The 25,294-nt window shown below is 40.3% G+C and carries 19 protein-coding genes, 1 tRNA gene and 2 pseudogenes; 10 read left to right on the top strand and 12 right to left on the bottom strand.

From position 1 onward, the window contains the following. Positions 1–19: 19 nt before the first annotated feature. The 3 genes and pseudogenes from rbtA to cxpE form a co-directional block, all read right to left on the bottom strand. Positions 20–1,828 (bottom strand): annotated as a pseudogene (gene rbtA, locus EGS47_RS02900) (rhombotarget A). Between the two features lie 119 nt (positions 1,829–1,947). Beyond that, positions 1,948–2,652, bottom strand: a complete 705-nt coding sequence (gene hda / locus EGS47_RS02905) for a DnaA regulatory inactivator Hda (RefSeq protein WP_044434548.1) — start codon at positions 2,650–2,652, stop codon at positions 1,948–1,950. Positions 2,653–2,685: 33 nt separating this feature from the next. Then, positions 2,686–3,876: a chloramphenicol efflux transporter CxpE gene (gene cxpE, locus EGS47_RS02910; RefSeq protein WP_125269164.1), complete on the bottom strand. Its 1,191-nt coding sequence runs from the start codon at positions 3,874–3,876 to the stop codon at positions 2,686–2,688. Positions 3,877–4,010: 134 nt separating this feature from the next. Here cxpE and purM point away from each other — a divergent pair, with 134 nt between their 5' ends. The 4 genes and pseudogenes from purM to EGS47_RS02930 form a co-directional block, all read left to right on the top strand. Continuing rightward, a complete protein-coding gene (gene purM / locus EGS47_RS02915) occupies positions 4,011–5,081 on the top strand; it encodes a phosphoribosylformylglycinamidine cyclo-ligase (RefSeq protein ID WP_004998948.1) in 1,071 nt (356 codons plus the stop codon). Beyond that, positions 5,078–5,719: a phosphoribosylglycinamide formyltransferase gene (purN, locus tag EGS47_RS02920; protein WP_035271982.1), complete on the top strand. Its 642-nt coding sequence runs from the start codon at positions 5,078–5,080 to the stop codon at positions 5,717–5,719. The genes purM and purN overlap by 4 nt, the downstream gene beginning before the upstream one ends. A gap of 385 nt (positions 5,720–6,104) precedes the next feature. Continuing rightward, positions 6,105–6,180: transfer RNA gene (locus EGS47_RS02925), tRNA-Arg, on the top strand. 86 nt (positions 6,181–6,266) lie between these two features. Continuing rightward, positions 6,267–7,406: pseudogene (locus EGS47_RS02930) on the top strand (IS3 family transposase); the annotation flags it as partial. A 47-nt stretch (positions 7,407–7,453) separates the two neighbouring features. Here EGS47_RS02930 and EGS47_RS02935 read toward each other — a convergent pair. Next, complete coding sequence (locus tag EGS47_RS02935; RefSeq protein ID WP_125269165.1) at positions 7,454–8,686, bottom strand: MFS transporter; 1,233 nt, start codon at positions 8,684–8,686, stop codon at positions 7,454–7,456. Positions 8,687–8,794: 108 nt separating this feature from the next. Here EGS47_RS02935 and EGS47_RS02940 point away from each other — a divergent pair, with 108 nt between their 5' ends. From EGS47_RS02940 to EGS47_RS02955, 4 genes are all read left to right on the top strand, one after another. Beyond that, positions 8,795–9,418 carry a 1-acyl-sn-glycerol-3-phosphate acyltransferase gene (locus EGS47_RS02940; RefSeq protein ID WP_213070259.1) on the top strand — a complete coding sequence of 208 codons (624 nt, stop codon included), beginning with the start codon at positions 8,795–8,797 and terminating at the stop codon, positions 9,416–9,418. A 68-nt stretch (positions 9,419–9,486) separates the two neighbouring features. Continuing rightward, a complete protein-coding gene (locus EGS47_RS02945) occupies positions 9,487–10,404 on the top strand; it encodes a patatin-like phospholipase family protein (RefSeq protein ID WP_004990424.1) in 918 nt (305 codons plus the stop codon). Between the two features lie 264 nt (positions 10,405–10,668). Continuing rightward, positions 10,669–11,136: an NfeD family protein gene (locus EGS47_RS02950; protein WP_125269167.1), complete on the top strand. Its 468-nt coding sequence runs from the start codon at positions 10,669–10,671 to the stop codon at positions 11,134–11,136. An 11-nt stretch (positions 11,137–11,147) separates the two neighbouring features. Beyond that, positions 11,148–12,005: an SPFH domain-containing protein gene (locus EGS47_RS02955; protein ID WP_004990430.1), complete on the top strand. Its 858-nt coding sequence runs from the start codon at positions 11,148–11,150 to the stop codon at positions 12,003–12,005. Between the two features lie 65 nt (positions 12,006–12,070). Here the strand turns inward: EGS47_RS02955 and EGS47_RS02960 are convergent, their stop codons facing one another. The 3 genes from EGS47_RS02960 to prpF all read right to left on the bottom strand — a co-directional run bounded on the left by EGS47_RS02960 (position 12,071) and on the right by prpF (position 15,728). Beyond that, entirely contained in the window at positions 12,071–12,979 is a 909-nt protein-coding gene (locus tag EGS47_RS02960) for a polyprenyl synthetase family protein (RefSeq protein WP_125269168.1), read from the bottom strand. Positions 12,980–13,167: 188 nt separating this feature from the next. Further along, positions 13,168–14,139 carry a sensor domain-containing diguanylate cyclase gene (locus EGS47_RS02965; RefSeq protein WP_228198129.1) on the bottom strand — a complete coding sequence of 324 codons (972 nt, stop codon included), beginning with the start codon at positions 14,137–14,139 and terminating at the stop codon, positions 13,168–13,170. Between the two features lie 401 nt (positions 14,140–14,540). Then, a complete protein-coding gene (prpF, locus tag EGS47_RS02970; RefSeq protein ID WP_119686512.1) occupies positions 14,541–15,728 on the bottom strand; it encodes a 2-methylaconitate cis-trans isomerase PrpF in 1,188 nt (395 codons plus the stop codon). A 319-nt stretch (positions 15,729–16,047) separates the two neighbouring features. On the opposite strand from prpF, the gene EGS47_RS02975 reads away from it, so the two are divergent. Continuing rightward, positions 16,048–17,412 (top strand): amino acid permease, encoded by a 1,365-nt coding sequence (locus tag EGS47_RS02975; RefSeq protein WP_005003150.1) that lies wholly within the window; start codon positions 16,048–16,050, stop codon positions 17,410–17,412. Between the two features lie 472 nt (positions 17,413–17,884). On the opposite strand, the gene EGS47_RS02980 is transcribed toward EGS47_RS02975, so the two are convergent. Both EGS47_RS02980 and sppA read right to left on the bottom strand, forming a co-directional pair. Further along, positions 17,885–18,709: an alpha/beta fold hydrolase gene (locus EGS47_RS02980; RefSeq protein WP_162897692.1), complete on the bottom strand. Its 825-nt coding sequence runs from the start codon at positions 18,707–18,709 to the stop codon at positions 17,885–17,887. 17 nt (positions 18,710–18,726) lie between these two features. Further along, a complete protein-coding gene (gene sppA / locus EGS47_RS02985) occupies positions 18,727–19,743 on the bottom strand; it encodes a signal peptide peptidase SppA (RefSeq protein WP_004990442.1) in 1,017 nt (338 codons plus the stop codon). Between the two features lie 135 nt (positions 19,744–19,878). Between sppA and EGS47_RS02990 the strand changes: the two genes are divergently transcribed. After that, a complete protein-coding gene (locus tag EGS47_RS02990) occupies positions 19,879–20,853 on the top strand; it encodes a lysophospholipid acyltransferase family protein (protein WP_119686514.1) in 975 nt (324 codons plus the stop codon). On the opposite strand, the gene EGS47_RS02995 is transcribed toward EGS47_RS02990, so the two are convergent. The 3 genes from EGS47_RS02995 to EGS47_RS03005 form a co-directional block, all read right to left on the bottom strand. Continuing rightward, entirely contained in the window at positions 20,822–23,278 is a 2,457-nt protein-coding gene (locus EGS47_RS02995; RefSeq protein ID WP_213069592.1) for a DNA internalization-related competence protein ComEC/Rec2, read from the bottom strand. The two genes, EGS47_RS02990 and EGS47_RS02995, sit on opposite strands and share 32 nt — an antisense overlap. A gap of 86 nt (positions 23,279–23,364) precedes the next feature. Then, positions 23,365–24,054, bottom strand: coding sequence for a lipoprotein-releasing ABC transporter ATP-binding protein LolD (gene lolD / locus EGS47_RS03000; RefSeq protein ID WP_004996415.1), 690 nt, complete (start codon positions 24,052–24,054; stop codon positions 23,365–23,367). After that, positions 24,047–25,282 (bottom strand): lipoprotein-releasing ABC transporter permease subunit, encoded by a 1,236-nt coding sequence (locus tag EGS47_RS03005; protein ID WP_004990448.1) that lies wholly within the window; start codon positions 25,280–25,282, stop codon positions 24,047–24,049. Before EGS47_RS03005 ends, lolD begins: the two co-directional genes overlap by 8 nt. Positions 25,283–25,294: the final 12 nt, after the last annotated feature.

Below are 25,294 nucleotides of genomic sequence, written 5' to 3' on the forward strand. Positions count from 1 at the left end.
ATCCCTTATATCCCTATCCCTACTTTTTAAATCGTCTTAAACCTACAAGTCCCAATAAGGCGATTAACATTCCATAGCCAAAGCTACCACCACCCGTTTTTACTTTTTTACTTTCAAAATCATTCGGTGGATCCTGTACAATTTTTCCAGGAATATCGATATAACGATTTCCAATAGAATCACTGAATCGAGTAATCGTGGTCATAACGCGAAGTTTAAATTCATCAGAACCATGCCAATTTCCATTTGGTACATAAGTCACATTGCCTTCCTGATCGAGTGTTAATGTACCTTTAGATGGCGTGTTGGTTTGCACGATTTGCAAACAACCTGCCTGCCATGCTTTACCGTCTTCTCGTTTGCCCAATAAGCTTTCACATTCACTGGCAGGAAGTAGTTCCCCATCGGCTAACTGATCCGCAATCGAAAACTTCGCAGTTTCACCATACAAAATATCTTGGCCTACGGGTGAAATAGAATCTGCATCAATGACCAATTCAATCGCCCCAATGTCGCAAAGCTCTTTCGTGCTACGTGTTTTGCCACGCTGATCGACCGATTCACAACTGGAAAGACTGGTAATATTAGTCCCATCACTGAGGACACGACCTCGATTCACAATCAGCGAATCACTTAAAGTTTGATAAGACATCAAGAGACGGGGTTTGAAGAATCCCAAAAACTGCTTTTCAGGCAAGTAATATGGACAAAGTAAACCTTCTGCTGGAGCAGCATTACATTTGCCTTCTAACTCACCCGCCAATAAGGTATTACTTCCTATCTCGATATTTGGATCAGTCGAATTGCCACTACCGCAATCAGAAGTCTTGGTCAGATTGTTAATGAATTGGGTTTTATCGCCATCTGCAAATACACAGTTTTTTGAACCATTTTCAGAAATGATGCTGTTTGACACATAAGCATCACCTTTTGGTGCTTGAAGGTAGAAACCTGCGTTATTTCGAATCATGGTGATATTATTAATAATCATGCCATCACGTACATTGGTGATATAGCCTGTATTATTAAAAATCGTACTGTTCTTTAAACCATATAAACGAGAGCTAGCGTTACCACTGGTTGAGTCATCATTAAATGCGATAGCAGAATATAACAATATCGATTGATCTGAACCTGTCGCCTTGTTATCACGCAAAATGGTCTGATAAAGATGAAATCTTGGTAATTCACTATAAATGACTGCGCCTTGCGAGGCTGTATTATTCTGGAAAATAACATTTTGGGCACTAACGTAGCCTGCACTTTTGTCAGTAGAGACACCTTCGTTATAAATGGCGCCACCATTGACCGTGGCATGTCCATTGATCAATTTGACGTATTGCAAACCCAAAGTCTCATGGTTGAAAATTAATCCACCATTATTAATAGGACTATTTGGATTGCCTTCCAGATTGACCTCAATCAATGAAACGCTATATTGGGCATTTTCACTATTGTCATCATATATATAGAATATACGGTCATTGCCGACCATTTTAATCGTGGCATTATTTAAACCATATTGGTTTTCACCGACACTGGTATCATACGTTGTTTTAAGCTGTAATGCTTTCTGAATTTTAATCTGGCTATTTAATTCATAGGTTTTTTGTTTTTCCAGTAATACAACAGCGGTAGAGTCTTTTCCCCCACATCCATTATAGCCTGCTTCTGGCATTCCCTAATTGATATACTCAATTGCTTCGCGCAAAGAACAGAGATTGTCGTTCTTAACTTCGTCTGCTGTTGTGTTGACTATGATTTCGCCAGCACTATATGCATGACCAGCGACAAACAACAGCCCAACGCCTATACCCCGCTTGAGCATACCTTTCTCCTTCATTTCCATTTTCATTATTTTTGTAAAGTCGCCACGTCCTAGCAACTTTTCGTTCAATTTGCGTACTTTCGCATAGCTTGAGTAATTACTCAAGATTTTTCACATGACTAGCGATACTCATCTATCAAGGCATAGATTTGCCTCAAAGTTGCATTAGAAAGCTTGGTTTTTTCACCTTTGAGCATTTTTTCAAGCTGTGCCAATGATTGTAATAGTAAAGACGCTTGATGCGGTCCATGCAATAGCAGATATTCAATTATTTGCGGATCAAAATGCAAACCGCGACGTGCTACAGTGGATAACACCAAAGCTTCACGGTCAGCATACAGACTGCCATTGGGTACTTTCACACTCACAGCCTGTGTTAAACGGGACTGTAAATCAGGAAGTTCCAGTTTGAGTTCAATCGGAGCAACGCGCGATGAAAATACCAGTTGTCCACCGACTTCATTATTATAATTAATGAGATGAAAAACAGCCCGTTGCCAATGCGGAACGCCACTAATCGCTTCAATGTCATCTAAGGCAACCAGATCATAACGCTCCAGTGACGTAATCGCCTCAATCGGGGCATCTAAAAGTTCAAGCAATGAAACTTTGATTGCAGATTTACCTATCTCCAGATAGGAATCACATATTGCTGAAAGTAAATGACTTTTCCCAGAACCCGCCCCGCCATAAATATAAAAGCGATTGACTAATCCTGCATGTAACTGACGAACGGCATCAACAACATGTCCCCAACCCGGCCCAGAAAAATCACTGATTCGGGCATCAAGTTGAGGTTCAATATCCAACTGTAGTTGACGCATACTATGTCATAAACCTCGTGAGCAACCTCTTGGCTATTTAGGTGTAGAATTGTTTGGGACATCAGTATCTTGCGGCTTTTTGATTTCAATATCAAGATCAACACTTTCAGTTTCGACACTAATATGTTCACCCCCAGCATGCTGTACGACAATGGCATCAGACCCGTATAGCTGACTATGCTCATAAGCTTCACGAACATGTCGCAACAATACCACGATAACAGCGGCGACAGGCAGAGCGATCAACATTCCCCAAAAGCCTGCAAGTTGTGCACCTGCTAGTACAGCAAAAACAACCGCCACAGGTGAAAGTCCAATTTTATCACCCAACAAAAATGGCTGTAGAATATAACCTTCAACGGCTTGTCCAATCATAAATACAATCACGACCAGCGCGAGTTGCATCCAGTCCACGCCAAACTGAAACAGTGTGGCAATAAGTGCTGCAATAATGCCTACAGCAAAACCTAAATACGGAATAATACTGGCCAACCCTGCTACCATTCCAATAATGAGTCCAACTTCAAGACCAATCAGTTGAAGTCCTACAGCATATACAATACCTAGCAGCAACATCACCAAAAATTGACCTTTTACAAATGCACCTAACACACTATGACATTCACCTACTATGCGTAGAGTACTTTCTTCATAAGGACGTGGAATGAGACGACGTAAGCTTTGCAACATACGGTTCCAATCGAGTAAGAAATAAAACGCAATTACAGGGATTAAAACAACAGTTCCGCCAATTTGGATAAAACTTAGACCAGACTGAGCCAGTCTTAAAGCCATTGCTTGAATACTGTCGGCACTATAATTGGTCTGTATATATTCCATGACCACTGTTGAAATCTGATCGGTATCAATTTCCATACGTTCCACATTAAAGGTATGTGATACCCACGGTAGAAAAGTCGCATTGATCCAATGAATGCCCGCAGGAATACTATCTCTGGCATAGATCAACTGTTGCCAAACTAAAGGAACGACATACCAGATTGCCAAAACCAACAAGATGCCAATACCAATAAATACAATCCCAATAGAGACCCAACGCGGAAGTCCGATTTTGCTGAGTTTCTCAACCAGTGGACTAAATAAATAGGCAACCAAAAATGCGACCACAAATGGAATCACAACGGGTTTAAGTAAATAAAGAACCCAAATTAAAAGTGCTATACCTGTCAAAATAAAAATGCGACGCAGGGTACGATCTTGCATAAAATCTGACCTTTTTCTAATGTATTCGTTATAGAGGCAAAAATATTTAATTAAAGATAGCATTTAACAGCATAAATAACATAAGAGTTTCGTATATTCAGGTTATAATCTGCCGCCAATGCGGAGACTTCACTATGAGCAACTCAACTTCTACCCCAAATACTGGTTTAAGCTATAAAGATGCGGGCGTCGACATTGAAGCGGGCGACGCACTGGTCGATCGTATCAAGTCGGTAGCTAAACGTACTACTCGCCCTGAAGTCATGGGCGGTCTAGGTGGCTTTGGCGCACTCTGTAAAATTCCAAAAGGTTATGAAGAGCCTGTTTTGGTTTCTGGCACAGATGGTGTAGGCACAAAATTACGTTTAGCACTCAACCTCAATCGTCACGACACCATTGGGCAAGATCTGGTTGCCATGTGTGTCAATGATTTATTGGTCTGTGGTGCAGAACCATTATTCTTCCTCGACTATTATGCAACAGGACATTTAAATGTAGACGTTGCAGCTAATGTCGTGACTGGTATTGGGAAAGGCTGTGAGCTTGCAGGTTGCGCATTGGTAGGCGGTGAAACTGCTGAAATGCCAGGCATGTATGAAGGTGAAGATTACGACTTGGCTGGTTTTGCAGTCGGTGTGGTTGAACAAAGCAAAATTATTGATGGCTCAAAAGTAAAAGCAGGTGATGTTTTGATTGGCATCGCTTCAAGCGGCGCACATTCAAACGGCTATTCACTGCTTCGTAAAATTCTTGATGTAAAAAATGTTGATTTGACTCAACAAATTGACGGTCGCTCATTGGCCGATGTCGCAATGGAACCTACACGGATTTATGTAAAACCAGTGCTTGAACTGTGCAAACAAGTCGATGTGCATGCAATGGCACATATTACTGGTGGCGGTTTACCGGGTAATTTACCACGCGTACTTCCAAACGGTGCTCAAGCAGTAATTGATGAAGCATCTTGGGAATGGCCAGAATTGTTCAAACTACTTCAACGAGAAGGTGGTGTAGAACAGTTTGAGATGTATCGTACCTTTAACTGTGGCGTGGGCATGGTCATCGCAGTAGATGCGGCTGATGCAGATAAAACCATTGAAGTGCTGAATTCACAAGGTGAAAAAGCATGGAAAATTGGTCATATTCAGGATAATGCTGAATCTGTAGAAGGTGCTGACGAAAAAATTCGTGTGATCTTTGCGTGATGAAAATTGCGGTACTTGTTTCAGGAAATGGCAGCAACTTACAAGCCCTGATTGATGCTCAATGTATGCAACATTGGTCTGGTGAAATTGTCGGTGTCATTTCCAATAAAGCAGATGCCTATGCGCTAGAGCGGGCTAAACAAGCCAACATCGAAACGCAAGTCATTGAACATAAAGCTTATCCTCACCGTGAAATGTTTGATGATGCTATGCATCATCAACTTATACAGTGGGGTGTCGACCTTGTGATACTTGCTGGTTTTATGCGGATCCTGAGTGAAAAATTTGTAAAAGCATGGGAAGGGAAAATGATTAATATTCACCCTTCCCTATTGCCTTTATATAAAGGCATGCATACCCATCAACGAGTGCTTAATACTGGCGACGTTTTTCATGGCTGTACTGTTCATTATGTGACGGCAGAACTTGATGCGGGCCCTGCCTTATTACAAGGTGTAGTTAAAGTTGCTCAAAATGATAATGCCAACACGTTAGCAAAACGTGTGCATGAACTTGAACATCTGATTTATCCTCAAGTGGTAGAATGGATTTGTAATCAAACTATTCAGTATCAGTCTGGTCAGGCATTATTTAAAGGCAAGCCGATTAGCAAACCTTTACAGCTCTGCCAAATGTAAAAGTAAAGTGGGCACAGCCTAAATTGCTGAAAATTTTCAATAAAAGCCAGTTAAATAATTAACTGGCTTTTAATTTTTCAGACATTTGAGTTGATGATGATATTCCCAAGCTCCTCAATCCATTTGAGTAAGCATTTCAAGATCAATGGTAGATTGTTTTTCATTCAAATCAGATGAACTGATTTTGACAAATACCATATAACTCACCATCTACTATTATCGTTGTGAAGGTCATTGAATCATTTGATTATGTATAATACTTGATCTTAAATTATTCCCATAAGATGAATATTATAGGTTTAAAATTATTTCAAAATAAGAAACCCTATAAAATAATAAATTATTGCCTCAACAATAACTTTTTTGTTTATAATCATAAAATTGCGCGCTTGTAGCTTAACTGGATAGAGCAGTTGCCTCCTAAGTGACCGACGTGGGTTCGAGTCCCGCCGAGCGCACCATTTTATGTCCACTTCCCTTAAACTGAGACAGTCATAACTAGAGTTTTCTGATTAAATAAGATCAGGAGACAGACATGAAAAAATGAAGATTTACCGAAAGCCAAATTATCAGCATCTTGAAAGAAGCCGATGCTGGGATGAAAGTTGACGATATTTGCCGTAAACATGGTATTGGCAATGCCACCTATTATGTATGGAAAAGTAAATATGGTGGTATGGAAGCATCTGAAGTCAAGCGTATGCGTGAGTTAGAAGAAGAAAATACCAAACTAAAAAAAATGTTTACTGAACTCAGTCTGGAAAACCATGTGATGAAGGAATTATTCGCAAAAAAGGGTTGGTGATAGCAGATCGACGAGATTGTGTGAATGCTCTGATTTCACTTGGATTGTCAGTCATGCAAGCCTGTCGTTTGAGTGGGTTCAGCAAAGCCAGCTACTATCGACGAAGTACAAGTTGGCGTAAGCGAGATGCTGCTGTCATTGATGCCTTAAATTATGTCTTGAAACAGTCTCCACAATCGGGCTTTTGGAAATGTTTTGGTCGTATTCGTCGTCAAGGCCATAGTTGGAATCACAAAAGGGTTTATCGAGTGTACTGTTTGATGGGTTTGAATATGCCACGTCGCCAAAAGCGAGCTCTTCCTAAGCGCATTGCACAGCCCTTGAAAGTAGTGGCTCAAGCCAACCATCAATGGGCGCTAGATTTTATGAGTGACAGCCTGTATTGCGGTAGACGTTTTCGTACTTTGAATATTGTGGATGAAAGTACTAGGATGTCTGGATATTGAAGTTGATACATCACTGCCCGCTGAACGTGTTGTCAGAGTACTGGATAGATTACCGCAGCAACGTGGTTTACCTAAGCAACTTCGAGTTGATAATGGTTCTGAATTGATTTCGGCTAAATTACTGGACTGGTGTGAAGAACATAGGATTGAAGTGGTACATATACAACCTGGCAAGCCACAGCAGAATGCATTCATTGAACGGTTCAATGGTTCATTCAGGAGAGAATTTCTCAATGCATATTTATTTGAAAACTTAACTCAAGTGAGAGAAATGGCATGGTTGTGGCGTACGGATTACAACGAGCAACGCCCCCATGAAAGTTTAGGCAATTTACCCCCTGCGATTTACAGGGTAAAACTGGAAAACTCTAGTTATGACTGTCTCAGTTTAAGGGAAGTGGACATATGCAGCTATGAATGGCAAAACACCCTATGAACGATTAAAAGAAAAGTTATGCTAAAATCTTGGTGTCAGTGGAGGTACTAGTATTCACACCATCGATAGATGGGAACCAAGCAAACGATCGCAATCAATACAATCAGTGCCAAATACAGGGCATAACCCAACCAATCCCCCACAATTCCACTTAAGATATATAAACCACCGCTTACTGTTGCCATGATGGCAACCTGAAAAGTGAAATCTGTTCCTGCAAACGCTTTGCGACTGTATTGCATCACCAAAGTCAGCATAACCACTAAAAGCATCGCTGATACCGCATCTTCCAGTGCATTAATCAAATACACAATAAGATTAGGAATCTGGACATTCCGCTCAAAAGCGAAGGCTAAACCTGCATATGCGAAGAGCGTTAAAATTTTGCAATAAGAAAACACCAACAGCAAGGTTGATCGTGTATATCGCTTAAGTAAATAACCTGCGATAACTGCTCCACACAATGCCGCAAATGCACCGAACATGGTGATATAGACACCAATCTGAGTAAAGTTCAGTCCTATATCGACCATAAGGGGTTTTAATAAAGGACCACTCAAACCATCCGCAATTTTAAAACTGATCAGTACCCACAACCAGCAACGTAACTCAGGCGACTGCGTAAAATGCTTAATATAGTCTTTCAATGCAAATTGCGTTGGGGTTGGTTGCGATGCATGATTTATTCGGGTTTGTTCATTGTTATAAGACCAGACAGGAATGGTATTGACGAGTACCAGCAAAGCCAGACCGAGAAAAGTCATTTGCCAACTAAACCAATCCAGAGCCCAAAGCAAAACGCCTCCACCCACAATAAACCCAAGACGTGAACCAATCACCTGAAAGGTATTGCCCCAATGTTGTTGATCTGTTTTCAGCAGATTCACTGCCAATGCATCAGTGGCAATATCCTGTGTCGCTCCAGTTAAATTCAAGCAAAGCAGCAGTACAAAAAATAAAAATAGGGAATCTGTTTGGCTGAGTGACTCAATCGGATAAAAAGATAACGTCACTAAAATAAGCACACTAAAAATCTGAGTCGGTAAAATCCAGCTTCGATAATGTCCTATTTTAGCGCTACCAAACCGATCGACTAAGGGTGCCCAAAGAATCTTGATTGACCACGGCAACATCAGTAAACCAAACCCACCAATATGTGCCAAAGAAACTCCCTGCGATCTTAAAATCACAGGCAAAGCATGGGTCATGAAACCAACAGGTAATCCCTGCGCCCAATACAATGAAAATAATAAGACATATAAGCGCACAGGATTGAGCATCCTTTTCCCTTTGCAAAAAAGTTGAGCAGTAAAGTCTACATTTTGCCAATGTCAGTTCAATTTCAAAAGCCTATGATCATAAAAAAGGATTTTTATAGTGATAAATATATGCCACATTTTCCAGAATTACCTGATCAAGTCCCGCATCGGGGTACACCTTTGAGCCGAGCATTATTTAAAACCCTTTTTTTAGCGCAAGGCTGGAGCATTGAAGGTGAATTTCCAAATTTAAGTAAGGCTGTTGCGATTATTGCGCCACATACCTCAAATATTGATGCATGGTATGGTTTTCTGGCGATTGGTGGACTAGGCATTAAGATTACTGTGTTGGGTAAAGATAGCCTCTTTAAACCGCCCTTTCAGCCTTTTTTAAAATGGGCTGGCTTGATTCCTGTGAAACGTGATCGCATCAATGGATTAACTGCACAAGTGGTGGAGTTTATTCAACAGCAAGATCAAATTTGGGTCGGTATGGCGCCTGAAGGCACTCGAAAAAAAGCAGAAAAAATTAAAAGTGGTTTTTATCAAATCGCTTTAAAAGCACACATTCCAATTGTCATTTTTGCATTTGATTTCGACCATAAAATTATTCATAGCTTGGGCGTGTTTGATCCAACAGGTCACTATGAACAAGATTTGGATCAGATGATGCAGCGATTTGCAGGAAAATTCTCACCACATACCCCAGACTGGCTCTCATTACCTTTACAAAATCTAGTCAAAAAACGCTAGTATTCAGGTCTCAAATCTGTTGAGATGTGCGCATCTTTTTGACCATTTTTTTGCTATTTTAACTGAAAATGAAAGTTGCACATTTTGCCTTGATTGGCACCCTGAGCCTTGCGCTATTTGGCTGTGATAAAACCGTTAAAACTTCGACTCAAACCACTCCTCTCAAAGCCCGCGAACCTGTGATTGCATTGGCTCTTGGCGGTGGCGGTGCGAAAGGATTTGCGCATATTGGGGTGATTAAAGTTTTAGAATCTCATGGGATCAAGCCTAAAATCGTGACAGGAACCAGTGCTGGAAGTTTTGTTGGCAGTATTTATGCGAGTGGTCAAACGCCTTACCAAATGCAGAGTCTTGCGCTGAAGTTACAGGAATCTGATCTGCGCGATCTTACCCTCAATCGTCAGGGCATTATTTTAGGTCAAAAATTACAAGATTATGTGAATACCCAAGTCGGAAATAAACCGATTGAAAAGTTTCCGATTCGTTTTGCCGCTGTTGCTACTCGTCTGGACAATGGTCAAAAAGCCGATTTTATTAAAGGTAATGCAGGTCAGGCCGTTCGCGCATCGTGTAGTATTCCCAATGTCTTTGTACCTGCAACGATTGGGAATGTAAAATATGTCGATGGTGGTCTAGTCAGCCCAATTCCAGTTAAAACGGCCAAAGATATGGGTGCAGATATTGTCATTGCTGTCGATATTTCTGCACGTCCAACAGGTGCGGGCGCTGGCAATATGCTGGGGCTTTTGGATCAGACCATTAATATTATGGGTCAGCAAAGTATTAGCACTGAGCTCAATCAGGCCAATGTCGTCATTCAGCCTAAAGTTGGCAATTTAGGCGTACTGGATTTGAAATCGAGCAATCAGGCCATTTTGGAAGGTGAAAAAGCGGCACAGCTCAAAATTAAACAGATTCAAGGCGTCATTAATGCCTTTAAACAATCTCCTGCCGCACTCAAACCTGCACCACGTCCAAAATTTTAAAGCTTGTTCATCTTAGACTTCTTTCATCAATCCCTTTGATTTCTCGCTAAGAGAGAAAAATAAAGAAAGTCTAAAGAGTGATAAAAAAAAGCCATTCTCAAGGGTATTTGACTCTGATTTAAATACCCTACACCCCATCAACTAGAAAGCATTTTTTTGATTTTTATATTCATTTCGCTATTTTAATATTCATCCTTGCCCAGTTCTGTTACATTGATAACTGATGATTTTTTCATCTTTCACATAAGTAATATGAGCAACGCTATGGAATTAGTTTTAGAACCCTGGCATTGGTTTGTTTTAGGTATCATTCTCATGCTTTCTGAGTTGATTTTACCTGCCTTTGCCGCCCTTTGGTTTGGTATTGCCGCCATTATGGTGGGTGTTTTATTGTGGCTTTTCCCCATCATGAGTTTAAACATACAAATTGTGGTGTGGATCATTTTGTCTATTCTTTGCACGATTCTATGGTTTAAATTTATTAAGCCACTTTCAATTGATAAAACCAAAGCGGGATTATCCCGCGAAGCCACCATTGGTCAAATTGGCATGGTAATTCAGGTCGGCTTAACTCATGATCAGGTCGTGGTGCGTTTTGCCTTGCCCGTATTGGGTGCTGATGAATGGAATTGCCGTAGCCTCTCACCTGTAGAGGTGGGTGATCGTGTACGTGTAGTCGATATTATGGGCAATGATCTGGTTGTTCAATTACATAAATCTCAAGAAACATAAGAGGATTTTTTATGCCAGTCGGTACGATTATTGGTTTAGCCTTTCTCATTTTTGTGGGAGTGACCATTTTTAAAGGGGTGCGTATTGTTCCTCAGGGCTATAAATGGATTGTTCAGCGTCTAGGAAAATATCACGCAACACTCAGTCCTGGACTAAATTTTGTGATTCCCTATGTCGATGAAGTCGCTTATAAAGTCACGACCAAAGACATTGTCTTAGATATTCCTTCGCAGGAAGTCATTACTCGCGATAACGCGGTTTTGGTCATGAATGCCGTGGCTTATATTAATTTAACCACGCCTGAAAAGGCGGTGTATGGCATTGAGAACTATACATGGGCAATTCAAAATCTGGTTCAGACCTCGCTACGTTCTATCGTTGGTGAGATGGATCTGGATGATGCATTATCCTCGCGTGATCATATTAAAGCCAAACTTAAAGCTGCCATTTCAGATGATATTTCAGACTGGGGCATTACCTTAAAAACCGTCGAAATTCAGGATATTCAACCGTCAACAACAATGCAGGCGGCGATGGAAGCGCAAGCCGCAGCAGAGCGTCAGCGTCGTGCAACCGTCACTCGTGCAGATGGTGAAAAACAAGCGGCGATTTTAGAAGCCGATGGTCGTCTGGAAGCTTCACGTCGTGATGCTGAAGCTCAGGTGGTCTTGGCTGAGGCTTCGCAAAAAGCCATTGAAATGGTGACTTCGGCAGTCGGTGAACAGGAAATTCCTGTGGCTTATTTGTTGGGTGAACAATATATCAAGGCCATGCAGGATTTGGCGAAATCCAATAATGCCAAAACCGTGGTACTCCCTGCCGATATTCTCAATACTATTCGTGGTGTGATGGGACGAAATCCGTCATAATCCCCAAAAAATGCCTCAACACGTGCAATTTTTTTGAAAAGAATTGCACGTTAAAACCCTGAAAATCAGTTTTTTCTCGATAATACAAACTGCGCAATTTCCAGCAAATCTTTGGCAGATTCACCAAAATAATCCAAAGCAGCAAGCGCTTGTTGCTGTAAAGATTGGGCATATTGTTGTGCTTGTTCTAAACCCATCAATGCTGGATAAGTTGACTTTTCTACCTGTTCATCTTTACCTGCGGTTTTCCCCAATGTTTCGGTAGTGGAAATAATATCCAGTACATCATCATGCACCTGAAAAGCCAGCCCGATGTTTTGCCCAAATTGACGCAACTGAGGAATGGCTTGATCTGTGCCTGAAAATGCGGTGACGGCACCCATCATAATCGCAGCCTGAATCAAAGCCCCTGTTTTATTGCGATGGATGGTCTCAAGTTGATTTTGATCGATTGCTTTGCCTTCTGCCTGCAAGTCCATGACTTGACCACTCACCATTTTAGAACTAGCAGTTGCCAAGATTTGGACTTGTTTTAGTACAACTGTACTATCTACACTTGCCTGTTGGTCAAATAAGCGACTGGTCAAAACTTCAAATGCCATCGACTGTAAAATATCTCCCGCGAGTAAGGCGGTGTCTTCCCCAAAGGCCACATGACAAGTCGGCTGCCCACGGCGTAATAAATCATTGTCCATACATGGCAGATCATCATGCACCAATGAGTAACAATGAATAAACTCCACCGCAACCGCAGCGCGGCGTGCCGCAGCAAAATTTGAATGTTGATTGAGTGATGCTGCTGCATAACATAACGCTGGACGTACACGTTTTCCACCTAACATTACAGCGTGATAAACGGCTGACTTCAAAGGTTCAGCCAAAGAAAAAGCATCTAAGGCCAATTTTAAATCTTGCTGAATACGCTCTTGTGCCGCAAATAATGCATTGGCATTTACTGGTGAAATCGATGTCACGACAGCCTCTGATGAAACAAAAAATAAGAGATCTTTACACGCCCAAGCGCGATCTGATGAGTTGCCCACAAAGATAACATATTCATATCAGGCTTAAACTTTTTTCATCAACTAAAATGTGACAGATGTATCTGTTTTACATAAAATTTAAACTTGATAAAACCTTAATAAAAATTTTATGCAATAGATCATTCTAGTGAAATGCTTTTATTCTTTTCTCTGACTTTGACATTCTTGATCGCAAAACATAAACGCGATTCAATTTCAGAAAATGACGTCGATTCTTGAAATGAAGGTTTGTAAATCGCAACCGTTGCAGTTAGGCGATCATGAACTCCTTCTTCAAAAAAATATGCAGCATCATAAATTGCAATGCGCAAACGCTCTGCCAATGTATAAGCCGTAAGTTCTGAAGCGTTAGGCATAACAATAACAAATTGAGCAGAATTTAGTCGATACAGCATACTTTCATTGGGATTTAAATAACTTTGCAAAAGTTCTGCAATTTCTTTTAAAACAATGTCTCCCTGACTGTAACTATACGTCTGATTGAATTTTTTAAAATCATCCAGATCAAACATCAAGGCATAAAAAGGGGTCTTTTTTTGCTCGGATTGAGTTTCACTTAACCATTGTTCCAGTGCCAAGCGATTGGCAGCACCAGTAATGGCATCGACATACAGATATTCCTGTAAACGTAGATTATTAAGTTCGAGTACTCGCTCTCGGCGTTTTAATTTAGTCACTTCCGCCCAAACCGTCATCAACGCGATAATTTGCTCATTATCGTTTTTTAAGGCTCGGCAATACGTATTATAAAAATGGCCCTTTACATAGAGTTCTTTTTCATAATGCCCATCATTATGCTCAAATTGTTCAAGTATAGCGGATATTTCAGATTCAATATTGTCAATAAAGCTATTGATCGACTTGCCTTGCATATATAAAGCATCACTAGCATAGATATCGGCAAATAACTGATTGACCTTTAAAAAAATGCCATCACTACTTAAAATAAATGCAGGAACAGGTAATTTATCCAATAAAGACAGAGTAGGTACTGAACTTTGTATAGATTCCTTGGAGATTAGAGGTGTCAACGTACGTAATTGTTGCTGCCCCAAAATAAACACCGTTTCTAAATCATTATCATTAAGCATATTTGCAATTATATTTTCCCACCAGAAGGACATTGTACTCAAATTTTCTTCAAAATATGCAATAAAATCCACTCATTTAATTATTTTAATGATCTAATTCTCACAAATAAATAAGACTTCTTTCATAAGTCCCTTTGACTTCTGCCTATGCAAGAAAATCACGAAAGTTTAAACAAGGATTAAAGAAGTGTATTTAAGTTAATCTTAAAATAAATCGCCTTTTGCGTTACATAGAATTCAAAAGCTTCACTTTAACACGCTAAATTCACACGTAATATCGATTCTCTTTACTCAACGATAAAGTCCCGTATAGCTTATTTAATCTATATCGGGACTTTATGTCGAAATTAACTCATTCTGCTTATTGCAGCAGATGAGCTGATTTCTAAAGCATGTTTTTATTAGAAACTATCTGCTGGAACGCGTACCCAGCCTTCCATTAATACACGCGCACTGCGGCTCATGATGGCCTTTTTCACTACCCATTTTTCACCCTGTTGTTCGGCTTGCGCTCCTACTCTTAAGCTGCCTGATGGATGCCCAAAACGTACAGCTTCTCGTGCACCGCCCCCTGCCGCAAGATTGACCAAAGTTCCAGGAATAGCAGCAGCAGTTCCTATGGCAACAGCTGCCGTGCCCATCATGGCGTGATGTAATTTACCCATAGATAATGCACGTACCAATAAATCAACATCTTGTGCTTGAACCGTTTTACCGCTTGAAGATTGATAAGTACTTGCAGGGGCGACAAATGCAATTTTTGGCGTATGTTGGCGCGCTGCGGCTTGACTCACATCTGAAATTAAGCCCATTTGAACTGCACCATAAGCTCGAATTTTTTCAAAACGTGTCAAGGCTTGAGCATCACCATTAATCGCATCCTGCAATTCCGTGCCCGTATAGCCCAAATCGTGAGCATTTAAGAAAATTGTAGGAATACCTGCATTAATAAAAGTGGCTTGAAAACTTCCAACTTCTGGTACATCAAGCGTATCTACGACATTTCCTGTCGGAAACATGTCGCCGCCCTCTCCGCCATCATCAGCAGGGTCAAGAAATTCAATTTGTACTTCTGCTGCGGGGAAGGTTACCCCATCTAGTTCAAAATCACCTGTTTCCTGAACCTGACCATTGGTGATTGGAACATGTGCAATAATGGTTTTTTCAATATTTTTTTGCCAGATTCTCACCGTACAGATGCCATTTTCAGGAATACGGCTCGGTTCGACCAAGCCATGACTAATGGCAAAAGAACCGACCGCAGCAGTTAAATTGCCACAATTTCCACTCCAATCAACAAAAGGCTGGTCAATGGATACTTGTCCAAATAAATAATCAAGATCATGCTCTGGCTGCGTACTTTTGCTCAAAATGACGGTTTTACTGGTACTGGATGTTGCACCTCCCATGCCATCAATTTGTTTTCCATAAGGATCTGGACTTCCAATCACTCGGAGCAACAATTGATCACGCGCCTGTCCAGCCACTTGTGCAGATTCAGGTAAGTCATCCAGTTTAAAGAAAACGCCTTTACTGGTTCCACCACGCATATAAGTTGCTGGAATTTTAATTTGTGGTTGCGAACTCATGATCCGTTATCCTTTTCATTTATTTTTTGCTTAAGACAAAAATGTAACATGACTAATTTCATACATCATATAAGTAAAGAAAGCCAATGTATAAATCTCTAGACTTAAGTCTAGAGATTTATTTTCTTACAACGGAGCATGTTTTCTCAATGACCCAAATCATGACGAAACGATTTAAAATGTCCATGCATTGATCGAAATCAAGATAAATTCGACTATTAAGTTCAACTAAAGTTGATCGCTTTTTTTATAGTCAGGCTAGGCTAAAATCACTTCATCTATTAGAATGTCCCACTTATTCACGGTCGAGCGAAGTCCTTTGAACAACGATTCTTCAAAACTTCAGCGGGGGTTAAAAAACCGTCATATCCAATTGATTGCCATGGGAGGCGCAATTGGTACAGGTTTATTTCTTGGTTCCGCACAAGTTATTCAATCTGCTGGTCCCTCTATTATCCTAGGTTATGCCATTGGTGGTTTGATTGCTTTTCTCATCATGCGCCAACTTGGTGAAATGATTGTAGAAGAACCTGTTGCGGGTTCATTTAGCCATTTTGCTAATAAATATTGGGGCAAGTTTCCTGGCTTTTTAGCAGGCTGGAACTACTGGATTCTTTATGTTTTGGTGGCTATGACTGAACTGACAGCAGTCGCTAAGTATATTAATTACTGGTGGCCTCATATTCCGTCATGGGTTTCTGTATTGTTTTTCTTTGTGGTGATCACGGCAATCAACTTAACCAATGTTAAATTTTATGGTGAATCCGAGTTTTGGCTCGCCATCATTAAAGTCGTTGCAGTGATTTCAATGATCATTTTTGGTCTGTATCTGTTATTTACAGCAGGTCCAGATTCAACTGCATCATTTAGTAATCTATGGACACATGGTGGATTTTTTCCAAATGGGTTTGATGGCTTATTTTATATGTTGGCATTTCTCATGTTCGCCTTTGGCGGCATTGAATTGATCGGAATGGCAGCAGCAGAGGCAGATGATCCTAAGAAAACTATTCCTAAAGCGATCAATCAAGTCGTGATTCGTATCCTGATTTTCTATGTGGGTTCATTGACTATTTTGCTTTCTCTAGTGCCATGGAATCAGTTGGATTTAGGCGGTCTGGATAAAAGCCCATTTGTGATGATCTTTAGTCAATTGGGAATTGGCTGGGCAGCTCATCTACTGAATTTCATTATTTTGACTGCGGCTTTATCGGTTTATAATAGTGGGATGTATGCCAATAGTCGGATGCTCTATGGTCTAGCGCAGCAAGGCAATGCACCAGCCGTGTTTAAAAAGGTGAATAAAGAAGGCGTTCCTATTCCAGCCGTTTTATTGTCTGCGGTATTGATTTTCGGTTGTGTATTATTGAACTATTTTGTTCCAGAAGATGCGCTTGGTCACTTGATGTATGTCGTTGTGGGTGCTTTGGTTCTAAATTGGGCGATGATCAGTCTAACCCATTTAAAATTCAGATCTGCAATGAAAACATTGCATCACAAAGTATCCTTCCCTGCGCTTTGGTCTCCTGTAAGTAACTATATCGTTCTTCTGTTTATTGCGGTTGTACTCTATATCATGTGGACACAAGGATTTAAGGAATCAGTGATTATGATTCCGATCTGGATTGTGCTGATGTATGTTTTATATAAGTTATTAAATTCAAAGCCCTCTGCTTCTGAATAAAATCACGATATTGCATGTTAAAAAAGTTTGACTGTTTTTGATGAAAGCCAGTTACGCAAGTAACTGGCTTTTTGCTTTATTAGACTTCTTTCATCATTGTCTAAAATTCTTTATTGTTCAAAGCCTCTCTATTTTTCTCGCAGAGGAAGGAGTAAAAGGAACTGATGAAAGAAGTCTATTCTAATCTCTAATTTGGAGCCAACATTCCCGCACTTGGAGTGTGGTCTCGCATTATTACTGAGTTCAATCCATTTAGGATCAATACATCTTATTTGCAAATATTTCGTCAGCGTATAGTGAGAAATTTCTATTCGATTTCAGTCAATCGCGGTATTTTGAAGATAATTCAAGCCTATTTGCATTCATAACACTTGAATTAAGACAGGTGCCAAGACACCTGCTCCATGTTTTCAAATGACTTTAGAGCCAAACAATAAAAGCCCGAACTTTAACTCAAAAAAAAGCGCGTTAATTACGCGCTTTTTTGTTGGCTCTGCTCATTGATTAATTGTCTAATCTGATCAGATGTCGCCAATGGATATTCCAATGGGAACATATGTCCGCCTTTAACTACCGTATATGGAATACTTAATGTTTTTTTGGCTTTTTGAGGAAAACCTCGTTTTAGAAAATCACTTCTTTCTCCAACCACCAAATGTACAGGGACATGTGGAGAATGTCGTGGTGTTAACCACCACCAAGATGGATTCTGTCGGAAGATCTCAACTTCATCTGCCTTAGGAATGGTCAGCGTCACACCACCGCGCGCAGGATCTGGACTTAAGCCATATTGGATATAAGCCTCGAAACATTCTGGATCAAAATGCTGATAAAAACCCTTAGGACGCAATAATTCAGCGGCTTGCTCTTTCGATGCCCAATGATCCCGACGTCGTGAAGACAAACCAGCGGGTGTCATTTTATCCACTTGCTTTGGACTGATCAGCTTTGCCATATGAAAAGCAAAGGAGTATTTGCCCAAAATCAACGGCGGATCTAGCATGATCACTTGAGAAAACAATTCTGGACGTTGATAGCAAGCCATCAAGGTTAACACTGAACCCAGAGAATGTCCGAGACCAATCACTTTGCGACCTTGCGCCTGTTGCACAATACTATCAACAATTTGCTCAACCAGATGCGGCCAATGATTGGTAATCGGATAACGCTTATCCGGCCCGATCAAAGGCACATAAATGATGTCATAGTCATCTTTAAGTGCATCAAAAAGTTTTTGATAGACTTGAGAAGGCACGCCATTGGCGTGCGCAAAGTGAATTATTGGTTTATCAGATATCATATTTACGAACTCAATTACTTGAATTGCGCCTGCTGTTCCGTCTGCAATTGCTGAGAAATCGACTGGCTAATTCCCTGGCCTATTTGTGATCCCATACGCCCAAGCAAAGACTCAAATGGACTACGTTCAATGGTATAGTTTACTTTAGTATCAAGTTTTAGCTCACGCATCAAACTATCTATGTTACCTGTACGGTCAGCAATACCGAGTTTAATCGCTTGTTCACCTGTCCAGAATAAACCTGAGAAGATCGCAGGGTCATCTGTTTTCAGGCGCTTGCCGCGACCTTGTTTCACTGCATCGATAAAGTGCTGATGCACATTATCCAATAATGCCTGAATATGTTCACGCTGCTGCGGATTAATCGGTTTGGTCATGCTCAGAATGTCTTTATTTGAACCTGAAGTCATGGTGCGGTCTTCAATACCTAACTTTTGAGCAAGCCCACTTATGCCGTAATTCGGCATAATCACCCCGATCGACCCGACCAGACTTGAAGGATTGACAATAATTTCATCTGCCGCCGACGCGATATAGTAAGCACCAGATGCCCCCATATCACCAATCACTGCATAGACTTTCTTATCAGTATGCTGTTGTTTTAAATATCGAATTTGTTGCCAAATTTCATCAGACTGCACAGGCGATCCACCTGGAGAGTTGATATTTAACACTACAGCTTGACTTGATTTTGACTCAAATGCTCGTTTCAGTGCTTTATTGGTATCTTCGCTGTTGACGGACTGGTTACCTGAATCAATCGTACCAATAATATTCACGACCGCCAGATGCGGGCTTGAACTTGAAGTTGTTGTACTACTTTCTACACTAGAACACCCACGACCCAAAACAACGATAATGAAAATTAAGTAAAGAAAGGTGAGAAGTTTGAAAAATATTCCCCAACGTCTGGCTCGACGTTGTTCTTCTACAGAGGCAAGAACCGCTTTTTCCAAAATTTGCCATTCCTGTCCAGCCTTATTATTGCTATTCGATGGTTCATTTTGTGGTTTTGGTGGCCAATCGGACATAAAAAACAACCCAAAAAGTTAAAATCTCTGCCATTATATACACTGAATCGGTAAAAACTATTTAATCAATAGGATTTCACTTATAATATTTTTGTCCGATGATTTTTTCCTTACTTTATTTAACACTTTTTGATAATGACGACACCTGATACTCATAGCTTCAATTACCGTCTTTTAAGGTTCGTTAGCCGACAGCCTATTCAATTTTCACGTTTTATTGCGCGTATGCTCGCAGGATTAGTCAACACTTTAAAAATTACCAAAACGTCTAGAACCATTCAGCTAAACCTACAAATCGCTTTACCTTATTTGACTGAAGATGAACGTGATCAGATTACACAACAAGCCATTCGTAATGAACTCACTTCATATTTTGAGTTCTTTAGTGTTTGGGGTTCGTCTAATCAGAAAAATATTTCTCGTATTCAAAATATTACAGGCGAGCATTATTTCCACGAAGCCTTAGCCGAAAATAAAGGTTTGGTTTTAATTGTTCCACATTTTGGTACATGGGAAGTGATGAATGCATGGTGTGCACAATTTACAGCCATGACCATTTTATATAAACCTGTTAAAAATGCAGATGCAGATGTATTTGTCCGTGAAGCAAGAAGCCGAGAACAAGCCAATCTGGTTCCCACTGATGAAAGTGGTGTTCGTCAGATTTTTAAAGCCTTGAAGAAAGGTGGAACGACAGTGATTTTACCCGATCACTCCCCACACGTAGGTGGAGAAATGGTCGATTATTTTGGTATTCCTCTTGCATCAAGTAACCTAAGTTCAAAACTCATTCAAAAAACCAAAGCCAAGGCACTTCTTCTGTACGCGATTCGAAATGAAAGTGATGGTTTTGACATGTTTATCGAACCGATTGATCCTGCAATCTATGAAGGATCAGATGCACATGGCACCTTGGTCATTCATCACGCCATTGAAAATCTAATTCGTCGATATCCTCAACATTATCATTGGAGTTATAAGCGCTTTAAAGCGAATCCTGAACTCGACAATGTTTATACGCTAGAGGATGAAGCTGCTTTGGAAAAAGTAGAACAAGTGCGTGAACAAGCCAAACAACTTAATATGACTCGTACAGATTCAGCCACTTAACTGTATTTCGATATTGTTCCAGTTTTACTTCATGATCTTCCACCTTAAACGTGATCGTTCCTGACTGGATCGTGGTATAAAGCGGAATATGTAAAGCATCTAATCTAGATAAGGTTTCTAAACTCGGATGTCCATAACGATTGGTATATCCAACGGATGCAATCGCGATTTTAGGCTGATAATGCTTTAAAAAATCATAAGATGAGCTGTGCTTGCTACCATGATGCCCCAACACCAAAACATCAACTTTTAAGTCGGGATACTTTTGCAAAATTTGATATTCGGTCTCCCAGCCAGCATCGCCCATAATTAAAAATCGACGTAAACTATTCGCCTTCAACAGCTCCAGATAGACCACGCAGGAATACTCATTTCGGTTGTATTGAATTGTTTGATCATCAACAGATTCTGGAGAGAGTATTTGTAAGCGTATCTCTGGGGTCTGCCATGTTTGACCCTTATGACATCTGGAAAAAGAAGCATCAGTTTGTAACGATAATGTGGGCTGTGGTAGGGTTTCATTGGCCATTAAATGCTTGACTCTGGTTTGCTGCAAAACAGCATTTAGCGCTCCACTATGATCCTGATCCAAATGAGAAAGTAAAATACGATCAAGTTGTGCGACCCCTTGAGATTTTAAATAAGGAACCACAACATTTTGACCAATACTAAATTTGCTTTCATCATAATAACCGCCCGTATCAATCAGCATACGCTGAGATGCATCTTGTACAAAAACAGACTGCCCTTGCCCTACATCAATCACCGATATCTGTGTATCCCGTTTGATCCATGCCAATAAAAATATGGGGCAAATACATAACACTGCCCATGACTTTGGAATACTACCTCTAGGTAAAAATAACAACACAATACCGAGACTAAAACTGAGCAAAAGCATGGGAGTTAAAGCAAATGTGTACAGCTCGGGCTGAAAAAGATGATCCAGACCGTTTAAAATAAAAAATAAAAGACCTATTAATAAGTCATTAATATGAAAAAGTAGCTGTCCCAAAGACGGAATGATCAAGGAGATACAAGCTGCAATAATGCCCAGTGGCACGATCACCCCACCTAAAAATGGGATCACAATCAGATTGGCAATCGGTGCAATCCAAGACAGCTGTTTAAAAAATATAAGCACCAATGGACATAAAGCAATAAAAATTTTCCATTGCGATTGAACCAATATTTTGCTGTTTTTCCAGATCTTTTGCCTTAGATTAGGTACTGAATCTGACTGATGCTGCATGGATTGATAAATATTTAACAAAATAAAACAAGCACCATAAGATAACCAAAAAGCAGCCGATAAAATACTCAATGGATCAATCCATACACTCAGACTTGCGGTATATAACAGCAAATTAAACGGTCGAATTTCATGTTTAAAGATTAAGAATAAACTGGCAATCAGGGTGAATAATAAGGTGCGTAATGCTGGAATTTCAAAGCCCACAAATGCGGTATAAATAAAGACACAACCACAAAATGGTACAATCAGCAAAATCTGACGAGGGCATCTTAAATAGATTTTTGGCTTAAACTTATGAATAATACGTGTCATCAGCCATGTAAAGAGTGCCGCTAAAATCAGAACATGTGGGCCTGATATCGCCAGTAAATGTGAAATACCAAATCGCTGAAAAAGCAGTTCAGTATTTTGATCCAGTAAACTACGATCACCTGTCAACAGCGCCAGCATCAATGCTTTATATTTCAGGGGTTGCTGTTGTAATTGAATACGAAAATCCAGTCGTAATTGCTCAATACTTAGACTAAATTTTCGCCAGAGATTATTTTGCTGTTTGAGATGTTGCTGAAAACCCAAACCATAAACTTGTTGCATCGATAGGGGCTGAATCTGTTGGACTTGAAAGCCTGACATCCAGTTTTGCTGAACAAACCACTTTTCCTGATCGAATCCTCCTGCATTCGCATAACCATGCACAGGCTTCACGATTCCTTGTACCTGATAATATTGTCCTAGTGCTAAGCTATTATTGTTAATCTGCATATTTTCCAAAAGCTGATCATCAATATAGGCTAGCCATACAACCGTGGGTTTATTTTGAGATAAAATTTCTATTGGCTGCTTAATTCCGTGTTCTGTACTTTCTCCGATTTTTCGAATATAGATGACTTCAGATGCCCTTCTTGACGTCATTTCTTTATATTTAAGATGTTCAGTTAAGGCATGGTCTGCGTATAGATCACCAAGTATCAACATACCAAATGTTAAACTTGCGATTAGAACTGCTTTAAAGGATATATTTTCGCTGCATATTTTTATTTTTACAAAATAAATCATCCATAAAATCAAAACAAATACAATAAAATAAACGCTGATCGATTTCAGGTAAGGCAATGAATATCCCATCAAACTGATGCCTGCAATCCATCCCAACAATATAATTTTTAACATGTAATTTTATAGGCATTCTTTTTGGGCAAAATTAAAGCCCATTTTCATGAGCATTAAAAGGTTATTGGTCGGTAAATCATTTCATCTTAGCTAATTTGATCAACCCATAAACCATCTTGCATATGCAAAATTGAGTCTGCGGATTGAGCAAGCTGCTCATCATGTGTGACTATGAGCATGGCCATATTCAGCTCTTTTTTCAGATCCATCAGCAACTGAAAAATCGTCATCGCTGTTTTACGATCCAGATTACCTGTGGGCTCATCAGCTAACATTAAAGCAGGTTTAGTCACTAAGGCACGAGCTAAAGCCACACGTTGTCTTTCACCCCCCGATAACTCACCAGGTTTATGTTCCAAACGATGTGATAATCCGACTCGCTCTAGCAAATATTCTGCACGTTGTTTCACCTCTTTAAAGTTGCTATTACTACGCAACATAAGCGGCATTGCTACATTTTCGAGTGCCGTAAATTCAGGTAACAAATGATGAAACTGATAAACGAAGCCTAAATATTCATTACGCTTAAAACCGCGCTCCGCTTCACCTAAAGTGTCAAAGCGCTGACCATTTAAAAATACTTGACCTTGCGTTGGCTGATCCAGTCCGCCCAATACATGCAGTAAAGTACTTTTACCAGAACCACTTGCTCCCACGATTGAGACAAAATCACCCGCGTTCACCTGTAAAGACAGACCTTTAATCACGTCAACCTTGGATTTACCATCGGTAAAACTTTTATAAATATCTTTGGCTTCCAGAACGATTTTACTCATAACGTAAAGCCTCCGCAGGCTGAATTTTTGCAGCACGCAAAGCTGGATAAATGGTCGCTAAAAAGCTTAAGATTAAAGACACAGAAACAATCAACACCACATCTTGCCATCTTAAATACGACGGTAAATAGTTAATAAAGTAAGCGTCAAACAAATGCCAGCCAAAAGCAGTATTGAGCCAGTCGATCACATTACTGATACTGGTCGCTAGTATGATGCCCAAAATCGCACCTGCAACGGTCCCAATCACACCAATCACCGTGCCTTGTACCATAAAAATTTTGGTAATGGTCGCTGGAGAAGCACCCAAGGTTCGCAAAATGGCAATATCTGATTTTTTATCGGTCACGACCATCACTAAAGAGGATACGATATTAAATGCCGCTACCAACACAATTAAGAACAGTAGCAAACTCACCATCGCCTTTTCCATCTGAATCGCACTGAATAAGTTACCGTGAGTATAGGTCCAGTCAGATGCATAAAAGTTCGGTGGCAGGGTTTTCACAATGTCATTTGCGACTTGAGGTGCCTGAAAGATATTGTCTAATTTTAGTCGGATACCTTGTGCGCCATCGGGCAAACGTAACAGCGTTGAAGCATCATTTAGGGCGATATAGCCAATCATCGAATCGACTTCTGCGCCAATGCTAAAAATTCCCACCACTTTGAAACGTTTAAAACGCGGTACGACACCTGCTGGCGATGGCGTTGCTTCGGGAAGCACTAAGGTCACGTTATCATGAAGACCCAGCCCCAATGCATCTGCCATTTGTTTACCCAATACTATGCCAAACTCACCTTTTTGCAGGCTATTAATATTCCCTGCAACCATATGATTTTGGATAATAGAAACCTTGGTTTCGTATTTGGGTTCGATCCCAGTCACCATAATGCCTGCCACCTGACCATGTGCAGTCAACATGCCTTGTAACTGGGTAAAAGGGGCAACACCCGTGACATGCGGATGACTTTCAATTTTTTTTGCAAGTTCTGGCCAATCTGTTAAAATTTGTGTTGAAGAAACAGTAGCTTGAGGTATCATGCCTAAGACACGGTTTTTCAACTCACGGTCAAAACCATTCATGACCGATAGCACGGTGATGAGTACGGCAACACCTAAGGTGAGACCAATCATGGAAACCAATGCAATAAAAGAAATAAAGTGATTACTACGCCGTGCGCGAGTATATCTCAACCCGATATATAACGAGATTGGTTTAAACATACCATCTAATCC

It is taken from the genome of Acinetobacter sp. FDAARGOS_515 (assembly GCF_003938865.1).
GTDB classification, from domain to species: Bacteria; Pseudomonadota; Gammaproteobacteria; order Pseudomonadales; family Moraxellaceae; genus Acinetobacter; species Acinetobacter ursingii.

Coding starts and splice junctions, on each gene's coding strand:
- EGS47_RS02990 (WP_119686514.1), top strand. CDS start 19,879: ATGACGACACCTGATACTCATAGCTTCAATTACCGTCTTTTAAGGTTC.
- EGS47_RS02940 (WP_213070259.1), top strand. CDS start 8,795: ATGCCACATTTTCCAGAATTACCTGATCAAGTCCCGCATCGGGGTACA.
- EGS47_RS02950 (WP_125269167.1), top strand. CDS start 10,669: ATGGAATTAGTTTTAGAACCCTGGCATTGGTTTGTTTTAGGTATCATT.
- EGS47_RS02965 (WP_228198129.1), bottom strand. CDS start 14,139: ATGCTTAATGATAATGATTTAGAAACGGTGTTTATTTTGGGGCAGCAA.
- purM (WP_004998948.1), top strand. CDS start 4,011: ATGAGCAACTCAACTTCTACCCCAAATACTGGTTTAAGCTATAAAGAT.
- prpF (WP_119686512.1), bottom strand. CDS start 15,728: ATGAGTTCGCAACCACAAATTAAAATTCCAGCAACTTATATGCGTGGT.
- EGS47_RS02935 (WP_125269165.1), bottom strand. CDS start 8,686: ATGCTCAATCCTGTGCGCTTATATGTCTTATTATTTTCATTGTATTGG.
- lolD (WP_004996415.1), bottom strand. CDS start 24,054: ATGAGTAAAATCGTTCTGGAAGCCAAAGATATTTATAAAAGTTTTACC.
- sppA (WP_004990442.1), bottom strand. CDS start 19,743: ATGTCCGATTGGCCACCAAAACCACAAAATGAACCATCGAATAGCAAT.
- hda (WP_044434548.1), bottom strand. CDS start 2,652: ATGCGTCAACTACAGTTGGATATTGAACCTCAACTTGATGCCCGAATC.
- EGS47_RS02995 (WP_213069592.1), bottom strand. CDS start 23,278: ATGTTAAAAATTATATTGTTGGGATGGATTGCAGGCATCAGTTTGATG.
- EGS47_RS02945 (WP_004990424.1), top strand. CDS start 9,487: ATGAAAGTTGCACATTTTGCCTTGATTGGCACCCTGAGCCTTGCGCTA.
- EGS47_RS03005 (WP_004990448.1), bottom strand. CDS start 25,282: ATGTTTAAACCAATCTCGTTATATATCGGGTTGAGATATACTCGCGCA.
- EGS47_RS02955 (WP_004990430.1), top strand. CDS start 11,148: ATGCCAGTCGGTACGATTATTGGTTTAGCCTTTCTCATTTTTGTGGGA.
- cxpE (WP_125269164.1), bottom strand. CDS start 3,876: ATGCAAGATCGTACCCTGCGTCGCATTTTTATTTTGACAGGTATAGCA.